This window comes from Leeuwenhoekiella sp. A16, assembly GCF_047946675.1.
Lineage (GTDB): Bacteria > Bacteroidota > Bacteroidia > Flavobacteriales > Flavobacteriaceae > Leeuwenhoekiella.
Map to the genome: position 1 here is coordinate 233,137 of NZ_CP172313.1, position 26,615 is coordinate 259,751.

The following is a 26,615-nucleotide window of genomic DNA, read 5'->3' on the forward strand; positions in this document are numbered from 1 at the left end:
TTTAAAATATATAGGGTAAATATGCAAAATATATTTTATGTAGTTAGCGTTTTCATTTCTAATATGAGGTTTTAATTTAAATATATAATGCAAGTTTTTCATTTATAAAAGTTTTAATTTTTCTTTCAAATTCTTCTTCTGTAAATTCTTTTGCAATATCGCTTATTCTCTTGGCATCATAAGTAACTCCATTCTCTTCAAATTCTTTAACTGCACTAATTAAGCTTTCACAACTTTGTTCATAAAAAAATATTCCCGTTTCTGCCCTAACAGTTTCTAAACTTCCTCCTTTTCCAAAGGCTATAACAGGAGTTCCGCATGCCTGCGCCTCAACCGGAACAATACCAAAATCTTCCTCAGCTGCAAACACAAAAGCTCGAGCCCTTTTCATATGTTCTTTTAAAACATCAAAAGTCTGATACCCCAAAATTGAAACATTATCTGTAGCCAATTTTTTAATTTTTTCCATATCAGGACCATTACCAATAACCACCAATTTTTTATCAGGCATTCTTGCAAAACTTTCTACAATTAGGTCTATTTTTTTATAGGGAACCATACGGGAACAGGTAAAATAGAAATCCTCCTTTTTTGCACTAAATTCAAAATCTTTAATAGCTACCGGAGGATATATCGTAATAGAATCACGACCGTATGTCTTCTTAATTCTTTTAGCTATATAATTAGAATTGCTGATAAAATAATCTACTCTATTAGCTGATACAACATCCCAGATTCTGAGTTTATGTAGAAAATATTTAATTATATACCCTTTAATACCTTTATTAAGACCTGCATCAGAAATATATTGATGATGAAGGTCCCAAGCATAACGAACCGGAGAATGACAATAGCAGATATGCAGTTGGTTATTATTTGTGAGTACCCCCTTTGCAACTGAATAAGAGGAACTTATTATGAGATCATAACCGGAAAGGTCAAAACTTTCTATTGCCAAACTAAATAAAGGTAAGTAATTACGATATTTGTTTTTAGCAAATGGTAGTTTTTGAATAAAAGACGATGTAACCTTATCTTCCGGGATTCCCAGCTTTTGCAACACTTTCCTATTATAAACGAGGGTGTAAACATCAGCCTCGGGATAAAGTTCGTAAATTTTCTGAAAAACTTTTTCAGCCCCACCTAATTCTGTTAGCCAGTCTTGTATTAATGCTACTTTCAAACTTTAAATTTCTTATTATTAAGTATATAACATAAAACAGAAAATCATTTAATCTACTATTAAGAAGAGCATTTCAATCTTTAATAAGTTTTGCATACTTATTATTCATTTTTTCTTATTATTTTTGGTAATAATAACAGGTTCCACGTTTTTTACAATTACTCCTTTACCCACACTTTTAAATAATACTACATTAGGGGAAACGATAGTATTTTCACCTATTTGGATATTACCAATTAATTTAGCTCCTGCCCCTAAAACGCAATTAGCTCGAATGCTAGGGAATCCATCATTTGGATGTTTTTCTGATATTTGATATTTTCTACCCAGGGTTACACCATGGTATAAGATACAACCTTTTTCAATGACAGTACCTTCTCCAATAACTAATCCCACTCCATGGATAATTATTATTCCTCCCTCTATTTTACATTTCCAGCTAATATCGATACTATATAATATTTGAACTATACGAGTAAGTATTAAAGGTATTAAAGGTATATTGAGACTAGCACTCCTATTCGCCAATCTATATACGATTAATGCGTGAATACCTCTGTTAAATAAAAGAGCAGTAACTTTATTTATTCCAAATTTATAACTTAGAAAATCCAAATCTTTAGAAATATCGTAATATAGTCCCATTCAAATAGTATTTTTTATGAGTTCTACCCACAATTCGGTAGACTTATCTAAAGTATATTTGCTTAAGATTTTTTGACTTTTTAAAGATGAAAATTCTTTTGAGTTGCTGAAAACATAACTAATTTTACTAGCTATGTCTTTAGGATCTAATGGGTTGAAATAAACCATAACGTCTTTATAAATTTCCTTGAAAACAGGAATATCTGAACCTAATAAAACACACTTAAAATGTAGCGCTTCTAAAGGAGGAAGACCAAATCCTTCATAGAGAGAGGGAAATATAAAAGCATATGATTTTGAATACAAAATCCTTAATTCTTCGTCACTAACACGTCCTAAAAATTTAATTTGAGAACTCTTTTCCTCTGAGAAACTATATCCTTGAATAAAGCTTTTACCGCTACCACCTACCACTTTTAATATAATATCCTTATCCTCTATATAGTCAAACGCTTTAATCAAATTTTTTAAATTTTTACGCGGATCCATTGAACCTACACATAAAAGCAACTTAGACTCTTTTACTATGGAACTGGCTTGGTGAAAATCATCTGCTAGGGTGCACGGTATCACAGAAATATTCTTATTCTGAACATTTTGAAATTGATTAAGTATTTCATGTTTAACTGTATTACTTACTGTTACTATTTTTTTTGAATTTTGAAAAATCCTTGGAATTAAAAATTGATACAAAATTTTAAATTTCTTATCATACCACCCATTATCAAAGTGATATGCTAGGTCATGAATTACAGTTATTTTGTTTCTTACGCTTAGGGGGGCCGTATTACAAAAATTTATAAGTAAATCACTCTTTTTTACAAAGAAAGGTAACTCAAATTGTTCCCAAAAATGACCTGTAAAATTTCCCACAGTCTTAACTTTTAGAGCAGCAGATTCTTTGTTATTCACAACATTAGGAGGCGCTAAAAAGCATAACTCGGAATCATCAAAAAGTATACGCAAGCGTTTCGAAATTTCTAAGGCATAACGCTGCACGCCTGTAATAGGTTGAGAAAGAAAACGGGCATTGACTACAATCATAGTTATATCGGGTGGATTCTTAATCTTTTAGTAAAAAAACAATAACCAATAATTGAGAAAAAAAATACAGGAAATACCCGTGATTCGCTTAAATACGGCACTCTTAGACATTCTAACACAGATATAAATATTATAGGAAAAAAGTAGAGACCTAATCCATACCCTCTTTTAAAATGCACATAAGATATTTTAGAAATAGTTCCCCAGATTATGAAAAATAAAATAGCACCAAGTATTCCTGAATCCCAATAAGGTTTTAGGAAACCAGTAGGATTATTAAATTCAGGGTCTAAATATCTATTCAAAAAAACTTCCCAGTCTCCATAAGATTCTGCTGGTACCATATTTGAAATATAAGTACCGAAATATGGAAATTTATATATCCAATTGAAGTAGCTATTTAAACTCAAAGAAGGCCAATGTGTCATTTTGAGTACCGCAGCAGCACTATTGACGGCTCCATAATAATACATGAAAACTCGATCCACAGTAAACTGAATAATGTTATCATAGTATTTCTGATAATATGACCATGACCTAAAATATTCAAAGAAACCGAATAAAATCAATAACATGAAAATTCCAATATAAGGTAAGAACCTCACTAGTTTCATCATAAGTCCTTTTGTCTTTTTAATTTCTAAGGACATAAAGAAGAATAATGCTATTGGAAAAATAACTTCAATAATAGCCAAACGCTCAGACCAAACTATTGACCGAATAAATGTTAATATAATAATAAGACGAAAAAAAGTTTTATGCCTAATTGATGGTTTTAATTTTTTTTTATTTTGTAAATACAGGACTATGTATAATACTCCTAGTTGCGATAAAGTTGTTAATCCTGAAATGGTTGTGTAATTTTTTCTAATGTTATAGGCACTTATTCGACCTGTTAGTTGATCGATTAGCATATGCGGATTAAAAATTAAAAAATTAAACCAAATAATATAAGCTAAAATGGTTGTTATGCCTATAAAACTTAAAAACTTCGGGGATACATATTCAACTATATAAGGATCTTTCCGAAGGTTGTTAAATGAAAAAATAAATCCAAAAGAAAAAAATAAAAAGAAGATGATTCCAAGAAAAAATATATTCAAATCCAAATAATTCTGAACTGCATAAGGTGATGACCCAACATTTTCAAAAGGAATTATGAAAATTAATAAATATATTGGAAAAATAAATCGTAATAATAGATTTAATGGATTAATCCACCAGATTTTCATAAATTTTCATTCTCAAATTAATTTTTCTACTATCCATTTTGTAGCAATTGACTGCTTCTTATATGCCCGATATGGTGATCATCATGTCTGCGATTGTTTTCCAACTATATTTCTGTGCTTCTACTAAAGCCGCTTGACTAAGAATCTGCCTTTTATCTCTTATTAATTCTACCTGTGTGTTAAATGTACTATAGGAATCATAAAAAATTACAAAATCATGTTTTCGCCTTTCTATTTCCCTAAGCCTTGATGATAAAATAGGTAACCCAGCAGCTGCAAACTCATATAGTTTCATCGGTGATCTGCCGTGATTAGCTTCAATCCTTTTTAGAGGCAGTATTCCTACTGAAGCGTGTTGCAAATAACCGGGTAACTCGGAATAATCTTTCTCCCCTAAATAAACTATATTCTTCGATTTTGGTATCATTTCTATATTGTCACATGGCCCAATTAAAATAATAGTTAAATCATCTCTTTTCTGAAAAAATTCTAAGTGATTAAAATCAAACCTAAAATCAAAAGACCCAACGTATACGAATATAGGACTATTTATTTTTTCATATAAAGGCGGTTTATGGCAATTATTATGAAAATGATTATAATCAACCCCGTTAATTAAAATAGTGGCATCTCTATTATAACTATTTTGAAACATTTCTTTTAAAGGTTGTGATGTTACAATTAATACCTTAGCAAGCTGTACAACTTTTCTCTCAATTTGCTCTAGTTGCTTAAATCCTGGTCCCATTACCTTGTATATATCCGTAGCTCTATAAACCAATTGTTTACAATAAAAAATCGGAACTAATTTATTAAGCTTTAAATCATCCAGAAATAAACCGCTTGCTTTTAAAAAATCATGTTTTCTTAATTGAGATTTTGTAAAACTGAGATTTAGGTTAAAATTATGATAGAACCAACTACCTATTCTATTTGGGATAAATGGAAAGAAGAACAATGGAGTATGATTATAAATCCCATAGCTATCTTTTTTAATCATAATATACCTTAATCTATTTCGAATTTCTCGTCGCTTATCTTTATTAAAAAATAAAAAGAAATGAAATAAGGATAAAGGAGCCGATATATAACATATTTCATAACCTTTAACCGCCAAAGCATTTGAAAGATGATAACTACCTACTTTAAAAATAGAATTTCTGGAAGTATGACTTAAAAAAACAATTTTTTTCATTAACTATTCTTTTAACGTTAAAGAATTAGAACGTAATATAAAACAAATGAAAATTTCACTTATTCACGTAATTCATTAGGATTGATCGACTTATAGTGTAAGCTTTCTCAGTCTACAAATTGTTTTAAAGAAATGTTGTAAATATTCGTAAGTTTATGAAAAATTAAATCATTCTTACCTTCACTAATATTTGAATCCATCAATTTTTGATCATTTTTGTTTAAAATAGGAATAAAAAATCTAGTATATTCTCTACCCAAATTCACCACCTTAGTTTGATTTTTAATACTCATAATTTTCAGCCACAAATCATCTGCATTCAGTGCAAATGATTTGATTTTTTCGATATTTAAAACTTCTTCATGAAGTGAATTAGCAGGATAATAAATACTCCCAACACCGATTGGTAGAATATTGTAACTTGGAACTGTATTATTTTTTAAATAATTCCAACTTTCATATGGCTCTATAAACTGCCTTTTTGAGATATTAATTTTTCTACCAATAAAGCAGAGAATAGCTTTAGGGTATTTTGCGTTATTTATTAGGTATTTTTCTATTAGATTATTGGGATAGATTATATCATCATCAATGGTAATTACATCACTATTCGGAAATTCAATTAATGTATAATAATACTTTTTGTGAGGTTTTAAATTTTCATCACAAAAACGGATTTCAAGACCAAATTTTTCAAGATTCAATAATCTTGTAGGTAAGGACTCTTTCCCTCTAAATTCGTCTTTATAAAGCCAAAGAATAATTTTATCCGGCCTCGATGTTTGCCTGATAATACTTTCTATTGTCAACCATACCTTATGTATTCTCTTAGGAAATGTAGTAAGAGAAATAATTATATTCTTGTTATCTCTTCGCTCATTTAAGCTCAGACTCTTTCTTGTAAGTTTAAAGTATAAGGGTAATATTAGAATTAATAATTTACAAGTTATTTTATCATAATATTTATCAACTACCTCAACGGGAAATTTCAGGAAATATATTGAATACAATATTCTAAACATATAATAAAATTAATCGACTGTTAATTTTAATTTAAAGAATTCGAACTTCTTCAAATACTTTGCATTTGTTCCAAGATTTCCTTATTATTTAGCTGTGATACAAAATAAGATTCATCTTCTTTTGTAAACTTTTTTCGCCATGAATCTTTTTTTGCTTCATTAGGTTTTAGACCTACGGCGTTATTTATAATATTTATATCATCTTTATGCAATGCAGGGTACGTATTGAAAAATCGTTCGTGGATTCTATAATAAACCTCTATAGGATCATTTATTAAATCCTCATATTTAAGCACTAAAATATTTTTATTATTCTTAGAATATTTGAGCCAGCCATCGACGTGTCTTTCCCAATGCTGAGCAATTGTATATTTTTCTTTTGATTTAAATGCAGGTGAACCAACCCAGTCTATTTTTAATTTTAGAAACTCGGAAAAAGATAAATTATTAAATTTTAGATTTACAAAATTTTCAGTATTCCATATGGAATAGGCTACCGCTCTTCCATCTCTATATATATAAAGAGATGGATAATTTATTTTGGAACATTCTTTGCGTGGAAATAAATGGGATCCAAATAGTTTTTGAAATTTATTACCTTGTGAATTTATTTTTCTATTAGACCAATGACCCCATTCTACATTTTTCACAAACAAATCTTCCCCTCTATAAAAGTTTTCACCTACAAAAGCTTCAAGGAAATGTGTTCCCGATCGAGGATGTGAAAAAATTTGAATATACTTGTCAGCATAAGAAGTTATTATAGGTGATGGAACTATTTTATTTTTAAATTCTCTAATAGCTTTCTTCATATAAATGATTTATAGTGTTAAATCGAATATGTTGGGCAGGAACTCCGCCCACAATCTCAAATTTTCTAACGTTTTTAGTAACTACTGAATTAGCACCTATTACTGCAAAATCCCCAATTATCACTCCTTCTCTTATGGTGACATGATCACCTATCCAAATTGAGTTTTCAATGAGAATACGCTCCTCTCGTTGCAAATGACTTGGATCATTTGTGGCGCCAGTTGGTTTTCGAAGACCATGAGTTCTAGCGGCACATGAAAAAATCTGCCTATAGCACAATTTTCACCTATTTCAATAACACTTTTTTTTTCCTGTAACTATTCTTGCATATCCATTTATATATGTATTCCTGCCAGTTTTATGTTTCCTAGAATTAAATAATTATTGCCGATTTTTACAGTTTCAGCGGCAGCTATAGATTTTAGAATCATTTGTGCTTCGTACTCCTCATTCCAGGTATGAAATAATCTAAAAAATTTAATCATTATTTTTTTTAAAAGCCCCATAATCATAGAATATTTCCGTTGATTGAATATCAATCTTTTTTATAAATACTTAATAATCTTTAAACCTACCTTTTTTCTTACATAGTAATAGCAAATTACCATGTTAAGTATTGTGGTAAAAGAAGTTGCTATAGCTGCACCTTCTCTCTGAAATTCTATGATTAAAAAGTAGTTCATTACCAAATTCAATACTACAGTAAAGATCGTGATATTCCTGATAATTTTTTCGTAACCGGTCATTATCAGAATATTTCCTATTGGGCCGGAAGCTATATTAAAAAATTGACCTATAGATAGTATGACTAGGATCATGTAAGCTGAAGTAAACTCATTTCCCCAAATTCCCAGTATAAATTTACCCAGAAGTACAAATGCAATTAGTGATAGTAAGCCAATCCAGGTTAACCCGGCCGTAATGCGTCGCAGAAGCAACTCTAGTTCTTCTTTCTCCCCTCTTTCATGCAAAACAGCAATTTTAGGGCTAATTGTAGAAACCGTAATTTGCAGTAAAAAACTGGTTAATAAAGCTAGTTTTGCAGCAATATTGTACAGACCTACTTCCCGGGCAGAACTAAGCCAACCTAACATGATTGTGTCAGCATTTGAAGAAATAAGGAAAGAAGCAGATACAATCAATAAAGGGATACTTTTTTTAAACAACGTATTGCCTATAAAGACCGGTTTATGTTTTTGATTATTCCGGTTTAAATATTTCCAGTAAACAAGCATAGAAAGTGTAACGGCGACCCGACCCGCCCCATAAGCAATAGCAACATTTTCCACATCAATTTGTACATGCGATAAATAAAGAATAAGCAAGATGCTTCCCGTTATCACTACACTTAAAGCCTGATCTACCAGATTACTCTGCCAGATTTTCTTATAACCTACCAGCGCAGCAGATATTACCCGTGAAATAATTTGCGGAGTAAACGCTATAGCGAAAACGATTAATGGATATTTTAACGAAGGAATATCAAAGACATCTTCTGCTAAATTTTTGGAGATAAAAACAAGTACAATGGTTATTACAAGGCTTGCTAGCCCGTTTATTATATACGAAGTATAAATTACATCCCTAACCGTCTGAAAATCTTTTTTACTGTACGCTATTGCAACATCTTTAATTATAACTTTGGTAAAGCCCAGAACCGCAAAAACCAATAACAAAGATACTACCTGATTTGCAAGATTTATAATTCCTAAGCCCTCAGCTCCTATAGTGCGTCCTAAGAAAATACTTACTATAAAGCCTATAATCATACCGCCCACCTTTACCACCAGCGAACTGGAAGATTTCCTGATCACCTCTATGGTATGAACGTCAAGTTTATGCAATTCATTACTAATTTAAATGCTAGTTTACTGACTCCTTACTTTTTATAATTGATGTAATTCCAATTCATTATCCAGACACCATCGAACGGCTTCGCCGCTGCGACTCCCAATATTAGAGTCACACAATAAATTTAAGGGGAAGAAAAAAGACCGAAATAATTTTCGGTATTACAGGTTCAAATATATCATTCTAATTGTTAAATACATTAACAATTAAATCTTTTAATAAATAAATAATATTTGAACGGTATTTCATGAGTATGTTTAAAATTGTCAGGACTTGTTTATGAAAATTTTAATTCGGGTTAAGATGCCATAACCATATTATAGCCTGTATTTAACTGCAGACCCAGTTTATGTAACAACAATTTTAATCTTTTTTTGCCTGCTTCTTTAATAACGGCTTCGTGCCCCTTAAAAGGCCCCTGCTGTATGACAATCTTATCACCGCTTTTCATATCTATTCTGCTAGCATACTCACCGGCATGCCATAAGGTAATTGCCCTAATCTCATTATCATAAACAATTGCAGGCTTCCCCAGCCAAAACAGATATTTGAAAATAAAAGGAACACTAAAAACCATATTACGGTCTTTAGCTTCAAGTCTTACAAAAACGTAGGTAGGGAAAAGTGGTGTCTGCACCTTCTTTTTTCTATCGCTCCACTGCCTAACCTCCGTACGCATGGGGCAATAAACTTCAATATTAGATGCACGTAGATCTTCTGCAACTTTTAATTCTTTCCCTTTTTTTACACACAGAACATACCAATTCATATAAAAGAATATTTATCAAATTAGAGGGGAAATTATATTTCGAAAGTAAGAAAAATTAGAAAAGCTGAATAATGCTTAATTAGCACTCTTGCGAAACGGGGAAAAATCCCCGTTTCAAGTTAATTGCTTTATATGGGATATGTTGCAACGACTACAGAATTAGAATAATAAATGAATAAAAAAAACAATCTAATTTGTACAATTTATACCCAACCATGAATTCTTCAAATACATGGGATGATAATATAGCACATAATTTATCCAACTCAGTACAAAACAGTATTAATTATACAACAGTCAAACAAAATATTTTTTTTTATATAGGTTTATACATAAATAGGAACTCAACATTTAAACTCTTCTTTAGTTTGAAAGAAGAGGTTTGTATATTGCTTACGATTAATAAATGCTATGAAAATTCTTCACACTGCCGACTGGCATATTGGTAAAAAACTACAAAAACATGAGCTTAAAGAAGATTTTGACTTGTTTATTGAATGGCTTTGCGCTACTATCAAGTCTCATGAGATTGAGGTTTTACTCGTAAGTGGTGATATTTTTGACCTTGCCAATCCATCATCAGAAGCTCGCACCCAATATTATAAAGCGCTTTTAAAACTTCGAAATCTCAATTGTAAAATAATTCTAACCGGTGGTAATCATGATTCCCCGGCTATGCTTGACGCACCACAGGAGATTTTGCGCAATCTCGACATTGAAGTTATAGGAGGTTTGCCTAAAGATATCTCACAAACTCTAATTCCTGTAAAAAATAAAGCAGGTAACTTAGAATTTATCGTTGCCGCTCTTCCCTACCTGCGTGATACAGACCTGAGAAAAGGTAATGAAGGAGTAAGTTATGACGATCGCTTAGAGGCGATAAGAGAAGGAATCGCCAGCAAATTTAATGCAGCTGCAGAAATTTGTAAAACCTCATATCCTAATATTCCTGTTATTGCAATGGGCCATCTTTATGCTGCGGGAATTGAAACTTCAGATAGTGAGCGAGACATACAAATAGGTAATCAGGCGGCTTTTCAGGCAAGTCAGTTTGGTGAGTATTTTAAATATATCGCTCTGGGTCATATTCACAAACCTCAACGTGTAAATGCGCTTGTGCCTACTTTTTATAGTGGCTCCCCTATTCCGCTTTCCTTCAGTGAGCGTAAAGATGAAAAACGTGTTTTAATTCTTGATACTTCTAAAAGTTGGGAACCAGAAAGTATTCCTGTTCCATCCTTTAGAAAATTGATCCGTATCAGTGGAAATTTAGCCCAATTAACCGATAATCTCTATAATCTGCCCGATAATGACGGCCTTGATCATCTTATTGAAGTTGTTTTAAAAGAGCCTAAATACGATGTTCAAAAAATCTACCAGTTTGATCAGCTTACTTCTCAATTTGAAAAAAACGGTTATCAGATCGTGAAAAATTTTACAGATTTTGATGAAAATCTACAGGGAACTTCTGCACTTTATGAGAGTAATCAACAACTTGAAGATCTTAAGCCTAAAGACGTTTTCATAAAACTGGTAGATCAACAAGACCTTGATCAGGAAGACAAACAGGATATACTCAGCGCTTTTGACGAAATTCTGGAAGAAGTGCAAAACCCCATAAATAGTTAGAATGAAGATTTTAAAGATCCAATTTCAAAACATAAATTCACTGAAAGGCGAGCATGTGATAGATTTCACAAAAGAACCTTTCACTCAAAATTCGCTATTTGCCATCACCGGCCCTACCGGCAGCGGTAAAAGCACGATTCTTGACGTTATTGCACTTGCTCTTTTTAATCAGGTTCCGCGTATTGGGAAAATTAGTAAAGACAAAGACATCATTAAAAAAGGTGCTATTCTTACCCGTAATCAAAAAGAAGCTTACGCGAAAATTGCCTACAGTTGTAAAAATGGGAATTATGAATCTACCTGGAGTATTTCAACAAACAGAAACGACAATCTGCGTGATTACGAAATGCAGATTCAGGATCTTGATTCAGAAAAACTTCTAGATCTTAAAAAGTCTGATGTTCCTTCAAAAAATGAAGAATTAATTGGCCTTAACTACAATCAATTTATAAAATCTGTTCTTCTCGCTCAGGGCGAATTTGCTCAGTTTTTAAAAGTTGATAAGGCAGAACGCGGTGAGTTGCTTGAGAAAATCACAGGAACCTGGATCTATCGTGAGATTGGCAGAAAAACGTATGAAAAACACAAACAGGTCTCTAAAGAAATTGAGCAACAGCAGCAACAAATCGCTATGATCACAACAAAACTGCTGGAAGCCGATTCAAAAACACAATTAAAAAACGAATTAGAAACCTGGCAAAAATCGCTCGAAAACGAGCAAAAATCGGTTAAAAGCCTTGAAAAACAGCTTGCGCTAAAGAAACAATTGGCTAATCTTAAAGAAGAATTAGCCCAGGTAACGGCTGGCAAAGCCATGAGTGAGAAAGCACTGTTTAATTTTCAGGAAGCTAATGGTAAAGTACTGGCAGGACATGAAAAAGTATATGAGCAGGCAGAAAAGCTCAATCAATGGCAAACAGCTAAGAATGAGCTAAAAAGCTTCAATGAAGAACGGGAAAAATTGAATGAAAATCGGGTAAAAAACACTAAAAACCTCGATAAATGTGTAGAAGATGTTTCCGCGTTCATTGCCTCACCCGTAACGTTTGAAAATCTATCAGAAAAAATAGACAGCTTCCGCGAAAAAGTAACCGCACTTAGAGATGATTTGTTTAAAAAAGGCGAACTCAAGAAATCCCTTTTACAGGCGCTTACTTCAGAAACACGTGATCTGGAAATTGACCTGAATCAGGATTTAGATTTAGTGGGTGAAAAGTTAAACCTTCAAAGTCAAACTATTTCGCAGGAGCTAAAAACTCTTCAGCAACAAATTCAGCTCACAAAAGATCAAAATCCGGAAACCGAAAAAAATCGGGTAAAAAGGCTTGAAAAACTCGCTTTAGAGGCTAAAAACCTCACCGAAAATATAAATCGCTTACAGACAGATATTGCTTCCGCGAAAGCTGAAAAAGAACAATTCCTTCCGGAATTAAAATCACTCCCTGCTAAGACTGAGCATGCTGCAACACACGTAAAATTGCAGCAAACCCAATTAGAAAAGCTACGCCAGCAGGAAAAATATGAGGCTCGCATCGCAAGTCTTGAGCAATCTCGCAGCGAGCTAAAAGATGGTGAGCCCTGCCCGTTATGTGGCGCTCTTCATCACCCGTTTGCCGTTCACACTCCAGATTTAAAAAATGAACTGGCAAACGAAATAAACAAAGCAGAAAGTGACCTAAAAGAGGCTCAGCGTAATTTCACGCAAAGTGAAACTCGCATTGCATTTTTAAAAGATCAGTCTAAGAAAATCGATAATAAACTTATTCATCTCAACAAAGATCATGAATCGCTGAAGGAAAAATTTAAACAGGAGTACTCAACGCACTTTAAAGAAAATGAAAATTGGCTTGAAGTCATTGAGCAGATTGAAAGAAAACTGCAGGCTTTAGATGCATATGAAAAAGCACTGCGCAAAAAATCGGCTTTAGATGCTTCAAAACCGCTCCTAAACGAGTTAAAATCGGTAGAAAAAGAGGGCAAAGCCTTAAAAACAGATTACAAAAAGCTTTACAGCGGTAGTAACATCAATAAAGATTGCCAGGATTTTCACAATACATTTATTACTTATCGCGAGAACCAAACCGCAATTACAAAAGCTATTGAGGATTTAATTCTAAAGATCGATACCAAGACCCGTGCTTTTGATGAGCTTACCGCAGATTTAGAAATTTTTATAGCTCAAAAAGAAATCAATTCGCTTGATGAAGCCATGAGATTACTTTTACCTAATGCTACTTACAACGCCTTAAGAGAAGAACGAGAAAATCTTAAAAACAAGATTTCGGCGCAAGCTGCTTCTTTAAAAACACTGCAAAAACAACATACGATTTTAGAAGAACAAGACACTACTCAAGCGGAAATAGAACTGCAGGAAAAACTAAGAGAATCCCATAAAAACCAGGAGATCTTAAATACCCAGTGTGAACATAATCGCCGACTATTAAAAAACGAAGATGAAAATCTGACTGAGCTTAATAGATTAAAAGGCACAATTACAGATAAGGAAAAAGCGATAAAACGCTGGCGTTTGCTTAATGAATTAATAGGCGACAGCACAGGAAAACGCTTTAACGAGTTTGCGCAGGATCTTACACTTTCCCAACTTATTCAACTTGCAAATAAACGTCTGGAAAGTTTGAGTGACCGCTATCGCATAGACAAACCGCTGGAGGATGAAGATGATAGCCTAATGGCGATTGATGATCATATGGGTGGGCAGCGTCGCTCTGTAAAAACACTTTCTGGTGGAGAAACTTTTATTTTGAGTCTTTCTATGGCGCTGGCACTTTCAGATCTGGCTTCTAAGAATGTTGAGATCAACAGCCTTTTTATAGACGAAGGTTTTGGGACACTAGACCCGGAAATGCTCGATCAAACGCTGGATACGCTTGAGAAATTACAGGCAGAATCGTCTAAAACAATAGGTATAATAAGCCATGTAGATTCTTTAAAAGAAAGAATAGGCACGCAAATACAGCTTACGCGAAATGGACAAGGGTATAGCTCATTAGAGATTGTACAACATTAATTTGCCTCAACTTACACAGCTTTTAGTAAATAAAAAGAGCCTCGAATAATCAAGGCTCTTTTGGTATGAATAATTGGTTGGCTAATTAATATCCTGGATTTTGAGTAAGATTAGGGTTAATATCAATCTGCTCCTGTGGGATTGGCATTAGATCTTTACCATTAGGGATAGTAACGCCAAATGTTTCTTTAAGATAGCGCACATGCTCCCCTGTTCTTCTAAGTACCCACCAGAGTGAGAATTCTCCAGAAATTTCATGTCTGTATTCCTGCATGATAATATCCATCATATCACCTGTTGGCGTAGTAGTTAATCCTGCTCTGTTTCTAATTTTCATAACATATTCCATTGCTTTTGCATCATTACCAATTTTGTGGTACGATTCTGCAAGACTCAATAAAACCTCCCCATAACGCAGGAAAATCAGGTTTTGACCACCAAAAATGTTTGGTCCAGACCATCCGTCAACATTAGGATTTCTCCATGCCTTTACATCATAATAACCTTGTCTGCCTTGTAAACCATCTGTACCTAACCATGGGTTTTCAACTGTACCGCAAGTGTTGATACCTCCAAAATTTTCCTGAACATTAGGATAATCTTTAATATTGATCAAGGGATCAGGATGTGTTTCTCCAGGACCTATAATAGTCGCTCTCTTGCGCTCATCCCCTTCATCAAAAGAATCATAAAGCACTTTAGTTGCTGCGGTATATCCACCACCGTTTGCGATCTCATTAGGCATACAGAATGATTGTAGAAAAGTTACATTGTCGTTATGACCCCAGCTTAGATCCCCTGCACCGTCATACATTTGTATCTCAAATAGAGATTCTTTACCATTTTTATTGCTGTAAGCATGAATATCAAAGAAATCTTCTTCCAGTTCTACGTGTCCTTCAAGAGCTTCAAAAGCAGCAATTGCCTTGTCATACTGTCCCAGCCACATATAAGCGCCACCTAAGTAACCATAGGCAGTTGCTTTTGTTAATCTACCTTTATTAGCTTCATCGTAAGACCATGGCAATCTTTTTATAGCTTCTTCCATATCAAGAGTTATCTGAGTAAATACTTCTTCCTGAGTATTACGAGGCGCAAAAGCATCTGTAGATCCTCCTGCTGGCTCAAGAACAAGTGGCACACCACCAAAGTTTGAGGCTTGCAGCGTGTATAAAATTCCGCGTAAAGCATAGCATTCTCCTATTAATCTATCACCCAGTTCTGCACTTACATTACCAGCATCGACGGCAGGTTGTAAATTTTGCAATGCAGAATTTGCTCTACCTATACCTTTATAGTTTATGATCCAAAAGTTATTGAATGCACCAAATGTTGCAGGAATTTCAAAAGTCTGGAAGAATGTATCTGAACCTATATTGAGATAATCCTGTGTCAGGAAGTTTGCAGGATAGAATACCGCTTTAGTTAGATATTCTGCAGGACTTGCCTGAAAAGTGTCATAAACTCCTATTACTGCTGCAGAAGCAGTCTCATCTGAAGCAAAAACTAACTCGTCACCTAATCCATCATATTTTTCATCCTGCAAGAAGCTGTCTGAGCAACTATACAAGAGAGCCGTTACAGCGGCCCCTAGTACCACTAAAACGCTTATTTTTTTCATTTTTCTATACATGACTTATTTTTTTTAGAATTGTAAATTCACACCTACAGTAAAGGTTCTGGTAATAGGATAAGCTCCAAAATCTATCCCTCTTGTTTGCACACCGCCATTACCATCTATGTCTGTTACTTCCCCTATCTCAGGATCCCAGCCGCTATAACCTGTAAGAGTTATGAGGTTTTGACCACTTACATATATTTTAGCACTTGTTAGACCAAGAACACCAATAGTTTCTGAAGGAAAATTATATCCCAACTTCACATTACGCAGTCTTAAGAAAGAACCATCTTCAACAAAATGATCTGAAACTCTGTTATTTTGCGTGCCGGTATCATCTAAAATAGCTCTCGCATACGTATTAGAAGGATTATCTGGGGTCCATCTGTTATTGTAATATTCTAAACTTACATTAGAATAAGCATTAGCAAGACCATAACCACCAGCAGTTTCCTGCTCAACTCGTGTAAAATTCAAAATGTCGCTACCATAAGTACCGTAAATATCTATTCCTAAATCAAAGTTCTTATAGCTTGCATTGAAATTAACACCTCCATAGAAATCTGGAATAGGACTTCCTATAACTTCACGGTCTGCACCTGTAATCTCACCATCACCATTAATATCTCTAAATTTTCTATCACCGGGTGAGGTTGCAACAGATTGATAACTGCCATCAGGCGAACTATTATTTAAGGCATCAATCTCTCCTTGTGTTTGGAAAATACCATCTGCCCTGTAGCCGTAGAAGGTACCTACATTTCCACCTACGTAAGAACGAGTAATACCTGACCAGTTGTCAACAAAATTAGGAGCAAAATTACTGTCGAATATCACGTAGTCGTTATTACCCACTAACTCGGTTATCTCATTATCAACTAAAGTAAAGTTAGCAGAAACGTCCCAGGTAAAATCTCCTTCATTTTTTCTATAACCAACTAATAGTTCAAGACCTTGGTTGATCACATTACCACCGTTTACAGACTTGCTCTCAAATCCTGTTTGTGATGGTATTGTTTGATAGAACAAGAAATCTGAAGATTCTTTTCTAAAGTAATCTGCTGTGAAGTATAATCTTCTGTTAAGCAATTCACCTTCTAGACCTATATCTGTTTGTACCTGAGTTTCCCATTTAAGATCAGGGTTTGCCAATGAAACGGGTTGCAATCCTGCTACCGGTTGACCTCCTAACACATACCCCGCATCATCTGCGCTTGTCCCATTGTTATAGTATCCCTGAAACTGGAATGCCCCAATACCAAAATAGCTTCCGGTCTCACCCCAGCTTGCTCTTAATTTTAGAACATCGAATGTGCTGTCATCCATAAATGATTCCTGATCTATGTTCCAGCTTGCTGCAAAGGCGGGGAATACACCGTATAGATTATTAGCACCAAAACGATCGCCATTACCATCACGACGTACGGTTGCGGTTAAATAATATTTACTATCGTAGCTGTAATTAACCCGGGCAAACATACTGGCAAGGGTACTTGTACCGTGCGTACCAGATTGATCAACAATTTGTTGTGCCTGTGAAAGATCTCTTATTTCATTGTTTAAGAATCCTCTACTGTCTACGAATATATTTTTATAGCGTGTACGCTGTGCAGATGTTCCTAATAACACTCCTATTTTATGCTTGGCTATCTCTTTATCATATTGCAATAACGCTTCAGTAAGATATTCATTAGAAGTATTTTGTGAGATGTTATATTGGGCTGAAGGATTGTTATCATTATTATTATTTCCTCGATTATAAGTAGGAATGAAATTCCATCCTGCATAATTCTGCGAATTAAAGCTGAAATTTACTTTCGCTGTAAAGCCATCCAGAAAACTATAATCTAGACCAAAATTTCCTAAGACTACATTTCTACTATTATCATTATCCTGTTGCTTAGCCGCACCCAGTACGTTTACACTTTGGCTTAATAGACCGGTATCAGGAAAAGCGCCATAATTTCCGTTATTATCATAAGGTACATTTACGCCGGCTGTATTAGACAAATAAGGAGCGTTAGCAAATACTTTCAACAAACTATAATAGCCCTGACCTAGATTTTGATAACTTTCATTATAAGAATATTTAAGGTCAGATCTTACTTTGAAGTTATCAGATAAATCATAATCGATATTTAACCCAACATTGTACCTTTTATAAGACGATTTAATTACAACACCTTCTTCGTCTAAAAGTCCGGCTGTAAACGCAGCTCTCAATTTTTCTCCTCCACCGCGTATACTTACGCTGTGTCCCATTCTAAAACCATTACGGAATGCATAATCCTGCCAGTTGACAGATCTCAACGAATTAGGATCACTCCACTCAGGAAGTACATCATTACCTTGTGCTGTTCCTAAATTATTAGCAAATGTTGCAAACTGTTCTGCATTGAGCATATCAATGTTTTTAGGAGCGGCCCGTATACCCGTCCATGAATCTACAGAAACGATCATTTTATTTTTCGTACCCTGTTTCGTTTCTATAATTACAACACCATTACTTGCCCGCACACCATAAAGAGCTCCTGCAGATGCATCCTTTAAAACTGAAATTGATTGAATATCATTAGGGTTTAAAAATGATATGTCCTGAGTAGGGAAACCATCAATTACATATAATGGTGTGGTATTACCAAAAGAACCAACACCACGTATATTTACAGAAACCGATGAACCCGGTGCACCTGAATTCTGTGTTACCTGAACCCCCGCAGTTTTACCCTGTATTGCCTGATCTACACTCGTAGACGGAAAACTAGTCAGCTCTTCAGAATTTATAGAACTTACCGCTCCTGTAACATCCTTTTTAGCCGCTGCACCATAAGCGACAACAACAACTTCCTGTAGACTTTCAGAATCTTCTGTGAGCGTAACGTTGATCACAGATCTTGAACCTACGGTTTCCTCTACGCTGTTAAAACCAACGTAAGAAAAAACGATAACGTTTTCGGGAGAAGCCGAAATTTCATACTTCCCATCAAAATCAGTAGCTGCTCCTGTAGAAGTGCCCTGAACAATTACATTTACTCCCGGTAGAGGAGTGCCATTAGCGTCTACGACTGTACCGGTAATGGTATTCTGAGCCATAGCCGGAAGCGCAGTACACAGAAATAACCCTATGAAGATTTTCATAAGCCATTTCTCAGTAAAATCGGATTTTAAAGAAAAAATTCGCATAAAATTAATATTGGTTTGATTTGCTTGTTTGATTTCACTTTTTGCAATTGTAAATGTTTGGCACGTTTACAATTACAAAAATTGAATCACAAATTTAAAGGGGATGTTAAGCGAATGTTAATCACATTTTGTCATTTGCTTATCATATTTTACCCATTTCATCATAAGGATATGAAAGTGATAAGTATCGCTATAGGTATTTAGCAATATCTTATATATAGCCATTTTAATTGAGAATTTGACAAGAAATATCGACTATTGAAGCAACTTTTAACTTGTAATTATTGATTTATTAGTGAAATAAAACTTGCTCCCGCAAGTTCAAAACTGGCTGAGCCATTTTTCAGGTTAATAGTTTTAACCTTATCAAAAGATTTATCTTTATTAGTTACATACATGGTAAGTGAAGACAGTGTTTGTGGCAATCCACTTAGGTTGACGACACGTGTAGCTCCCATATTTACAATATGAATAGCGTATTTTCCGTTCTCATGATTTCCCATTGCGGCAACTCGTATTCCTTTTTCACCTGATGACACAGGGATGTATTTTAGATCATCGGGCGTTTCTCCCAATTGCTTTAAGTTGAAAAACCGCTGTGTAGGATATAATTTGTCTTTTGTATTACCAAATATACCTCCTCCCGAAAGTGGAGAATAGTCTGAGGTAAGTTGCCATTGTAAAATAGTGAGAGGTCTTGCCTGATTTAGAATTTTCACATAAACATCAATTTCATCAAGCGCGTAAGTTGGTTCCTCAAAAATTTGAGGATATCTCCATGCGCCCGCATCGATACTTCCCTCGCCTATAAAAAGTGGCTTGTGAACGCGGTTTGCAATATCTCTCCATTTCATCATATTCTCATCTGTCCACCCTCTCCATGAATGAAATGATACTCCGCCAATGTACGGTTGTGTTTCAGGATCTACAGAAGCTAAAGTTGTAAACTCCCAGCCATTTGCATCTGCTGTATCTCCTAAAAGAAATTTTGTATCAAAACCATTAGACTCCCAGTATTTACCCAATTCCTTTATAAGCATGTTGTGTTCTTCAGGAGTCTGGCGGACATCAATACCTAAATCTGATTCGTTAAACGAAAACATTTTTGCTTCAACACCATACTCTTCTTTTAGATATTTGAGATAAGAAGTAAGTGATTTATAAATCGCTTCTTTTTTAGTTTGGTCAAGAGCATTTCCTCTTGAACCATCCAGATTTACTCCTCTTACCCGCTCGCCCACTATTGCCCAATCTGGGGCAAACCAGGCGGCAAGTATCACCGGGATGCCCATTTTATCAAGACGCTGCGCCATCTCAAGTGAAGCTTTTACTTTAGGATCAATATTCCCATTTTTCGCCTCAGCGATAGGATCTTTATTCTCGTCAGGCTGCCATTGTCTCCACGGAAGTTCTACACGGCTCCAGTTAACATCAAGGTTCTTAAGACTATAATCAATAACCTGCGGATCCATTTTAGGATTCTGCAGTCTAAAATTACCTCCTATTCCATCAAACGGCTCTCCTTCCTGATTAGGGAAAACTTTAATGGCGACGGGAGATTTGTCTATCTCACCGCTTGCTGTAATACTAAAGTTATTTGTAAAATTCTCATCAGCTGCAATTTTTCCGGAAGCAAGTACAAAATTGAGTTGAAAATCAGGATTTGCCGAATCTTTTGCTTTTATCAAAAGCTCTGTAGGTTTTTCAAAAGTGATTTCAAGTTTACGCGTAGATGAAGTCACAACAACACCTGTGGCTATTCCTTTATAAAGAGCTTCTTCTGCTGCCAGACCAAGATCTTTATATTTAAAATTATCGGGTGTTTTGACCTGAAAATCGGTCTCTGAGTCATAAAATTCGGTAGGCAGTGATACTCTAAAATAAGCTGCATTGATGACTGTGTCTACTTTTGACGAAAAAGAAACTGCCAATTGAGCTTGCCCTTCTTTTTGGGAAGTAATAACTTGAGACCAGCTTATGTTATCACCCATTCCGTAAGTAAAGCGCTTATCAGCCTCTGTACGCTTAAAATCGGTGTTTTGACCTTCTTTTCGAGTTGCCCAAATATTTCCATATTTATTTTCCAGCGCCAGACTGGTATTGAATTCCATCAACTGGTTATCAATTCTTATTCCTGTTAGGTTTCCCCAAGTTGTAAATTCTGTCTGTGCACTTACACCAGCAGAGGCCAACCCTATTACCGCAAACAATCCTAATATTACTATCTTTTTCATGCTATTTCTTGATGTGTAATTCATCTCTTGTAACAGTTTTCTCATAATTGTAAACATCTTTTACCGCTTGTGGAGTATTAGCTGTCTCAAGCCAATTAGACCAAACCATAAACCAAGACCATTTAGGCTGTGCTTCAAGCACATTTACCTTGGGTAACTGCCCTACTTCGCCCAATGCAATTGGCTTTCCATCTGCCAGTTCAAGAAGTTCATTGTAATCCTTCTGCTCATAATCATTGTGATAAACATCAGTTGCAAGAATATCTACATAATCTGCACCGGGATAAAAATCGGCATAAGGGTAAGCTTCATCTTCAGGAATATCTCGAGGGCCGTTGGCATTCCAGACCCAGATCAGGTTATTTAATTTGTGATAATTAACAAGGCGGTCGTACAGATTTTTCCACATCTTCACATAACCATCTTTACCCTTTTTATTTCCCCACCAGAACCAAACGCCATTCATCTCGTGGTAAGGCCTCCATAAAACCGGCACATGCGCGTCCTGTAAATCTTTTAAATGCGCTGCAACATTATCTACCTGTGCCAGCCATTTCTTGTATAGCGGTGTCCCGGGAGTTGTAAATTCCTCCCACTGTTCATCTGTAATCTCATCCTGCACACTTGTACTCCAGGCATAAGGTGCAGTATCCATAGGGCGACCCACGTGCCACATCAAAGTCACGATTGCTCCTTCTTCATGCTTTTTTATCGCTGCTGCAACAATGCGATCACCGGGATCATCCTGACCGTTCCAGTAAAAATCTGTTCCCCACACTGCCGGAAACTTTCCTCCTATTTCTTCGGCTTTATTGTAAAATTGCTCAGGGTGCTCATTATAGCTGTGCTGGCCAGCCATAATTCTGTCATTTAGTGAATAGATATATTGCAATAAGGATTTCGCTTCCGCGGAAGCGTTTTCATTTACAGGAGTTTGAGACCAGGCCAGCCCAGAAAGCAGAGCCAGAAATAATACAGCGATTAATTTCATAATATTAGTTGGTTAAAGTCTTATTGAGAAGTTGATCTGCTGCCAAAACCAGGAATATATAATCTGTTGTACCACCACCCAGAACATATTCGGTTTGCTGCCATAGATACGGCCATTCTAACAATTCAGGAAAATCTGGGCGAATAAGAGCAGTACCAGAACCTATACCTCCCGGAACAAAAGAAGCCGAACCACGATTAGGACCATAAGCCTGCGTAAGTGATCTTGACCCAACCCCGGAAGCAAACGAACTCGTATTTACACCGGGATGCACACCAAGCACAAAGTTCATCGCACTCAACATGTACTTATCTGGAAAAATATTAGGAAAGCTGGTATGCAAATAATACTGTTGAACGCCAAAACTTTGTATTCCCCAGCCTGCGCCCCAGATATCTGGTTTGTATGGCATGCCGTAAGGAGTTTCTGTACCTTCTTGCTCTACAGTTTTGTAATAACCTTTTACAGCTTCCTGCACCGCCTTTTTAAACTTATTGCTTTTTATTAAAGGCATTGCCGGACCTACAACCCAACCGGTGCGATTAATACTCTGAACGATCCCATCTTGATTTTGAGTAAGGAAATCTGCATATTTTTGATCTTGAGTCGTGCGTAATAATTCTACCGCCAGGCTGATTTTTGCCATGGGACGATCGGTTTTTGTGATATTCCAGATCTCTTCGGCTATATCAAGGCAATCCTGCGCCATACTATCATTATAATCTTTTAAAACTCTGGCTGCCGCTGCTAATCCCGCTGCTGCATTTAATTCTCTAAACGCGTTATCTTCTGTAAACACCCAGCGATCATCAGGAGCTCCCGGCAATCCTACGGGAATTTTCTTGTCTGCGCTATCATTTGAAAAAATCTTACCATCACTATGAGAAACAGCATCACCCAGCAACACATATTGACGCTTAGTGGGCACTATTATACCTCTGTAAAAACGGCCCATAGATTTGTAAGCACCCACAATAGATAAAACACCATGCTCTATTTGTTGCAAAACATCTGCTTTACCATCAGGCTGCATGATTTCTACCACACGCTCGTCTTCGTCAATACTTGTATTATCATATTGAACATCAAAAAGTTCGTAAATATGTGATAGACCTTGCACCGTCGAAGCTTGAGATTCTACACGCAGATCATAATCCCCGGCATCGTGCCAGCCACCTATATTTATTCCCGGCACATGTTCTCCAGATTTATATTTAGTCATAGTCTCATGCCCCTGAATATAGCCATCAAAGTGGTTGTAATCTGTGGGCGCCATTCTCGCGTCATCCATATGACAGAGGCCATGCCATACTTTATAGCGATCGTTTATACGCATGTGGCACATTTGCACCGGCAGAAAATATTCAACAGTGGGTTGCCAAACATCGCGCTCATATACATCTGCACTTATTTGAAAAGGTCTTGTTGTATAATCGCCGTATTTAACGACATACATGCCCGGCTCTTTTACATCTGTAAAATCGAGTTGATAATATTGATATCGCAGAAAATCGCCCCAATTGGCCAGTTTTTCGGTCTTAACGGGGGTAAAACCTCCTTCATTATTTACACGTAGCAGCTGTGCATCGCGCACGTTCTTATCATTTTTATCAGTTTCTATTACCGCAATTTTTTCCTGAGCGGGATGGTAACCTACTTGTGAAACCTGCACTACCGGACTATACAGAAAATCTTTGACCACGGTAGGAGTTACCAGCCATTCTATTGCATTTTTAGTCGCGCCAGCTGGCACAAGTGATCGCACTACAAACCAACCGTTACTATGTTGTGCACGGCCATCTATAAGTTGGAGATCATTCCCTTTTAAATTTTCAATTTTGAGTGTTTGCTTTTCATCTTCGGGAACAATCACAAGTTCTTTACCTTCTGCCATTGGCTCGATCTGAAACTCATGGTTGTCATCGTAAGCGCCGGGACCATTAGCCTGGGTGTTGAAAATTCCAAACTTATCATCCATATAATAAGACTTTCCAAAAAGTATACCCGGGAAGAGTTCTATGTTCATCCCTACTTTGCCAACCCATTCTTCGGGCAAAGGCTCATCCAGATCAATAATTATCTTAAAAGATTTCCCTTCCGGAACAACCTTTAATGTATAAGACATATTGAGGTCTGGATAAATTATGGGGTTAAATCCTTTTCTGTCTTTAGAGGCATCAGGATAAGACATACGTACACTTATCTCCTGCTTCTCTCTGTCTACCTCACGTTCTCCTACTTTAGGTACAGGTTGCCACTGCCCCGGTGTAGGCTCAAGTCGCAGGTCACCATTTGTAGCCACGCGTATTCCGTTTTGAATAAGACCCACACCGCCTTGATGACTTTCAGGATAAAAATCATGTGCCAGCATAACATCTGCACCGCGCATCTCAAGATATTCCTGATCGTTAATTTTAAAACCCTGAGATGTAGTGTCATTTTGAGCATAAGCACTTACAGCACCTATGAAGAATAATAGATAAAATTTGAGATTCATGGTTAGAATAAATTAGAATTTTTAAATCTAGGTTTTGGTTTGCAGGTTGACTTAATACTATTTTCTCTTTTTGCAGTATGATTTTTTCAACATATCATAAAATACGAGTATTCTACTATCTTTAGACTATCAAATACTAAATTCTATGCAAATTAAATTAAATCTTGTTGTTCTTCTAATTTTGGTCTTTACTGGTTGTAAGGAACATACAGAAGAAAAAACTGTTGAAGAAACACCTAAAGATAGTCTCATAACTGATCTGCGAACAGCGGCAAAAGATGACCTTCTTGATAAATGGTATCCACTCGCTATTGATAGTGTTGATGGGGGTTATTATAGCCAAATTATCTATGATTTTAAGCTGGGCGAAAAGCATGACAAAATGATTGTTACTCAAGCCAGAAATATCTGGACCAATGCAAGAGCAGCCCAACTTTTTCCCGACGAAAAGGAAAAGTACTTAAGCTACGCTGAACACGGTTTTAAATTTTTACGAGATAAAATGTGGGATAAAGAACATGGTGGTTTTTATAATCTGGTAAATAAACAAGGTGAACCCATTGCACAGGAAGGGCAGAATAAAACTGCCTACGGTAACTCTTTTGGCATTTACGGTCTTGCTACATATTATGCAGCTTCCGGAAATGAAGAGGCACTTGATCTGGCTAAAGAAACATTTAACTGGCTAGAAGAACACAGTCATGATCCTGAATATAAAGGTTATTATCAATCTCTTGAACTTGATGGCACGCCCATACAACGCACAGCAGATTTCCCTTCTACTTCAGATGTAGGTTATAAAGATCAAAACAGCTCGATACATTTACTAGAAGCTCTAACTGCTCTTTATGAAGTATGGCCAACAGAGATCGTAAAAGAACGTGTCAAGGAATTGCTGCTACTAGTTAGGGATACTATAACTACAGATAAAGGTTACATGACCTTATTTTTTGAAAAAGACTGGACACCGGTTTCTTTTAAAGGAGAATCTAAAGAAACTATCGCAGATCATTATTATCTGGACCACGTTTCCTTTGGTCACGATGTAGAAACGGCTTACTTAATGCTTGAAGCTTCTCACGCCATAGGAATCGAGAACGACACACTTACTTTACAAAAAGGGAAGATAATGGTAGACCACGCTCTACGCAATGGCTGGGATCCTGAAGTGGGTGGTTTTTATGATGGTGGTTATTATTATGAAGGTGATGATAAGATAACAATTGTAAATGCCGATAAGAACTGGTGGTCACAGGCAGAAGGTCTCAACAGTCTTTTACTTATGGAAGAAAATTTTCCTGATGACGAACTTGATTACCAAAACTACTTTGATAAGTTATGGAATTATACACAGACCTACCTCATGGATGATGAGCACGGCGGCTGGTACGAGTGGGGCATTGACAAAACACCTGAGTCTAAAATGGCCTTAAAGGGTCATATCTGGAAAGCTTCTTATCACAACTTTAGAGCGCTTATAAACTGCTTTGAACGATTAGAAAATCAGGAAAAATAGCCTCAAAATCGCATCTTAATCTGTCGATTTTAATATCAAAAGAGGGAGCCAAAATGGTTCCCTCTTTCTGTATCTGCCATTTTCACACTTATTAACGCCCAGTGTTAAACCCTTGCAAAATGAGATTTTCTTAAGACATTTTCGCTTTAGCTCTAGCTATCTTTA

19 protein-coding genes are annotated in these 26,615 nt (G+C 35.7%); 3 read left to right on the plus strand and 16 right to left on the minus strand.

Going from position 1 to position 26,615, the window contains the following annotated elements; all coding sequences use genetic code 11:
- Positions 1 to 76: 76 nt before the first annotated feature.
- From ACH3O9_RS00980 to nusG, 11 genes are all read right to left on the minus strand, one after another.
- Positions 77 to 1,183 (minus strand): glycosyltransferase family 4 protein, encoded by a 1,107-nt coding sequence (locus ACH3O9_RS00980; RefSeq protein WP_416443471.1) that lies wholly within the window; start codon positions 1,181 to 1,183, stop codon positions 77 to 79.
- A gap of 105 nt (positions 1,184 to 1,288) precedes the next feature.
- Complete coding sequence (locus ACH3O9_RS00985) at positions 1,289 to 1,828, minus strand: serine O-acetyltransferase (protein ID WP_416443473.1); 540 nt, start codon at positions 1,826 to 1,828, stop codon at positions 1,289 to 1,291.
- On the minus strand, positions 1,829 to 2,872 hold the full coding sequence (locus ACH3O9_RS00990) for a glycosyltransferase family 4 protein (RefSeq protein WP_416443475.1): 1,044 nt from the start codon (positions 2,870 to 2,872) through the stop codon (positions 1,829 to 1,831).
- Positions 2,873 to 2,874: 2 nt separating this feature from the next.
- Positions 2,875 to 4,104 carry an O-antigen polymerase gene (locus ACH3O9_RS00995; protein ID WP_416443477.1) on the minus strand — a complete coding sequence of 410 codons (1,230 nt, stop codon included), beginning with the start codon at positions 4,102 to 4,104 and terminating at the stop codon, positions 2,875 to 2,877.
- Between the two features lie 58 nt (positions 4,105 to 4,162).
- The gene (locus ACH3O9_RS01000; protein WP_416443479.1) at positions 4,163 to 5,299 is read right to left on the minus strand and encodes a glycosyltransferase; all 1,137 of its coding nucleotides are present in this window, start codon (positions 5,297 to 5,299) and stop codon (positions 4,163 to 4,165) included.
- Positions 5,300 to 5,406: 107 nt separating this feature from the next.
- The gene (locus ACH3O9_RS01005; RefSeq protein ID WP_416443481.1) at positions 5,407 to 6,321 is read right to left on the minus strand and encodes a hypothetical protein; all 915 of its coding nucleotides are present in this window, start codon (positions 6,319 to 6,321) and stop codon (positions 5,407 to 5,409) included.
- Between the two features lie 50 nt (positions 6,322 to 6,371).
- Positions 6,372 to 7,133: a sulfotransferase domain-containing protein gene (locus tag ACH3O9_RS01010; protein ID WP_416443483.1), complete on the minus strand. Its 762-nt coding sequence runs from the start codon at positions 7,131 to 7,133 to the stop codon at positions 6,372 to 6,374.
- Positions 7,117 to 7,329: a hypothetical protein gene (locus ACH3O9_RS01015; RefSeq protein WP_416443485.1), complete on the minus strand. Its 213-nt coding sequence runs from the start codon at positions 7,327 to 7,329 to the stop codon at positions 7,117 to 7,119. Before ACH3O9_RS01015 ends, ACH3O9_RS01010 begins: the two co-directional genes overlap by 17 nt.
- A gap of 140 nt (positions 7,330 to 7,469) precedes the next feature.
- Complete coding sequence (locus ACH3O9_RS01020) at positions 7,470 to 7,619, minus strand: hypothetical protein (RefSeq protein WP_416443487.1); 150 nt, start codon at positions 7,617 to 7,619, stop codon at positions 7,470 to 7,472.
- Between the two features lie 60 nt (positions 7,620 to 7,679).
- Positions 7,680 to 8,978 (minus strand): flippase, encoded by a 1,299-nt coding sequence (locus ACH3O9_RS01025; RefSeq protein WP_416443489.1) that lies wholly within the window; start codon positions 8,976 to 8,978, stop codon positions 7,680 to 7,682.
- A gap of 305 nt (positions 8,979 to 9,283) precedes the next feature.
- Entirely contained in the window at positions 9,284 to 9,754 is a 471-nt protein-coding gene (gene nusG / locus ACH3O9_RS01030) for a transcription termination/antitermination protein NusG (RefSeq protein WP_416443491.1), read from the minus strand.
- A 411-nt stretch (positions 9,755 to 10,165) separates the two neighbouring features.
- On the opposite strand from nusG, the gene sbcD reads away from it, so the two are divergent.
- A complete protein-coding gene (gene sbcD, locus ACH3O9_RS01035) occupies positions 10,166 to 11,383 on the plus strand; it encodes an exonuclease subunit SbcD (RefSeq protein ID WP_416443493.1) in 1,218 nt (405 codons plus the stop codon).
- Between the two features lies 1 nt (position 11,384).
- Positions 11,385 to 14,411: an AAA family ATPase gene (locus ACH3O9_RS01040; protein WP_416443495.1), complete on the plus strand. Its 3,027-nt coding sequence runs from the start codon at positions 11,385 to 11,387 to the stop codon at positions 14,409 to 14,411.
- Between the two features lie 85 nt (positions 14,412 to 14,496).
- Here ACH3O9_RS01040 and ACH3O9_RS01045 read toward each other — a convergent pair whose 3' ends face one another.
- The 5 genes from ACH3O9_RS01045 to ACH3O9_RS01065 form a co-directional block, all read right to left on the minus strand.
- Positions 14,497 to 16,044 (minus strand): RagB/SusD family nutrient uptake outer membrane protein, encoded by a 1,548-nt coding sequence (locus ACH3O9_RS01045; protein WP_416443497.1) that lies wholly within the window; start codon positions 16,042 to 16,044, stop codon positions 14,497 to 14,499.
- 12 nt (positions 16,045 to 16,056) lie between these two features.
- Positions 16,057 to 19,167, minus strand: coding sequence for a SusC/RagA family TonB-linked outer membrane protein (locus ACH3O9_RS01050; RefSeq protein ID WP_416443499.1), 3,111 nt, complete (start codon positions 19,165 to 19,167; stop codon positions 16,057 to 16,059).
- Between the two features lie 326 nt (positions 19,168 to 19,493).
- Positions 19,494 to 21,491, minus strand: a complete 1,998-nt coding sequence (locus ACH3O9_RS01055) for a hypothetical protein (protein WP_416443501.1) — start codon at positions 21,489 to 21,491, stop codon at positions 19,494 to 19,496.
- Positions 21,448 to 22,437 (minus strand): glycosyl hydrolase, encoded by a 990-nt coding sequence (locus ACH3O9_RS01060; RefSeq protein ID WP_416443503.1) that lies wholly within the window; start codon positions 22,435 to 22,437, stop codon positions 21,448 to 21,450. The genes ACH3O9_RS01055 and ACH3O9_RS01060 overlap by 44 nt, the downstream gene beginning before the upstream one ends.
- Before the next feature lie 4 nt (positions 22,438 to 22,441).
- Positions 22,442 to 24,934 carry a glycoside hydrolase family 9 protein gene (locus ACH3O9_RS01065; RefSeq protein WP_416443505.1) on the minus strand — a complete coding sequence of 831 codons (2,493 nt, stop codon included), beginning with the start codon at positions 24,932 to 24,934 and terminating at the stop codon, positions 22,442 to 22,444.
- 145 nt (positions 24,935 to 25,079) lie between these two features.
- On the opposite strand from ACH3O9_RS01065, the gene ACH3O9_RS01070 reads away from it, so the two are divergent.
- A complete protein-coding gene (locus ACH3O9_RS01070) occupies positions 25,080 to 26,450 on the plus strand; it encodes an AGE family epimerase/isomerase (RefSeq protein WP_416443507.1) in 1,371 nt (456 codons plus the stop codon).
- Positions 26,451 to 26,615: the final 165 nt, after the last annotated feature.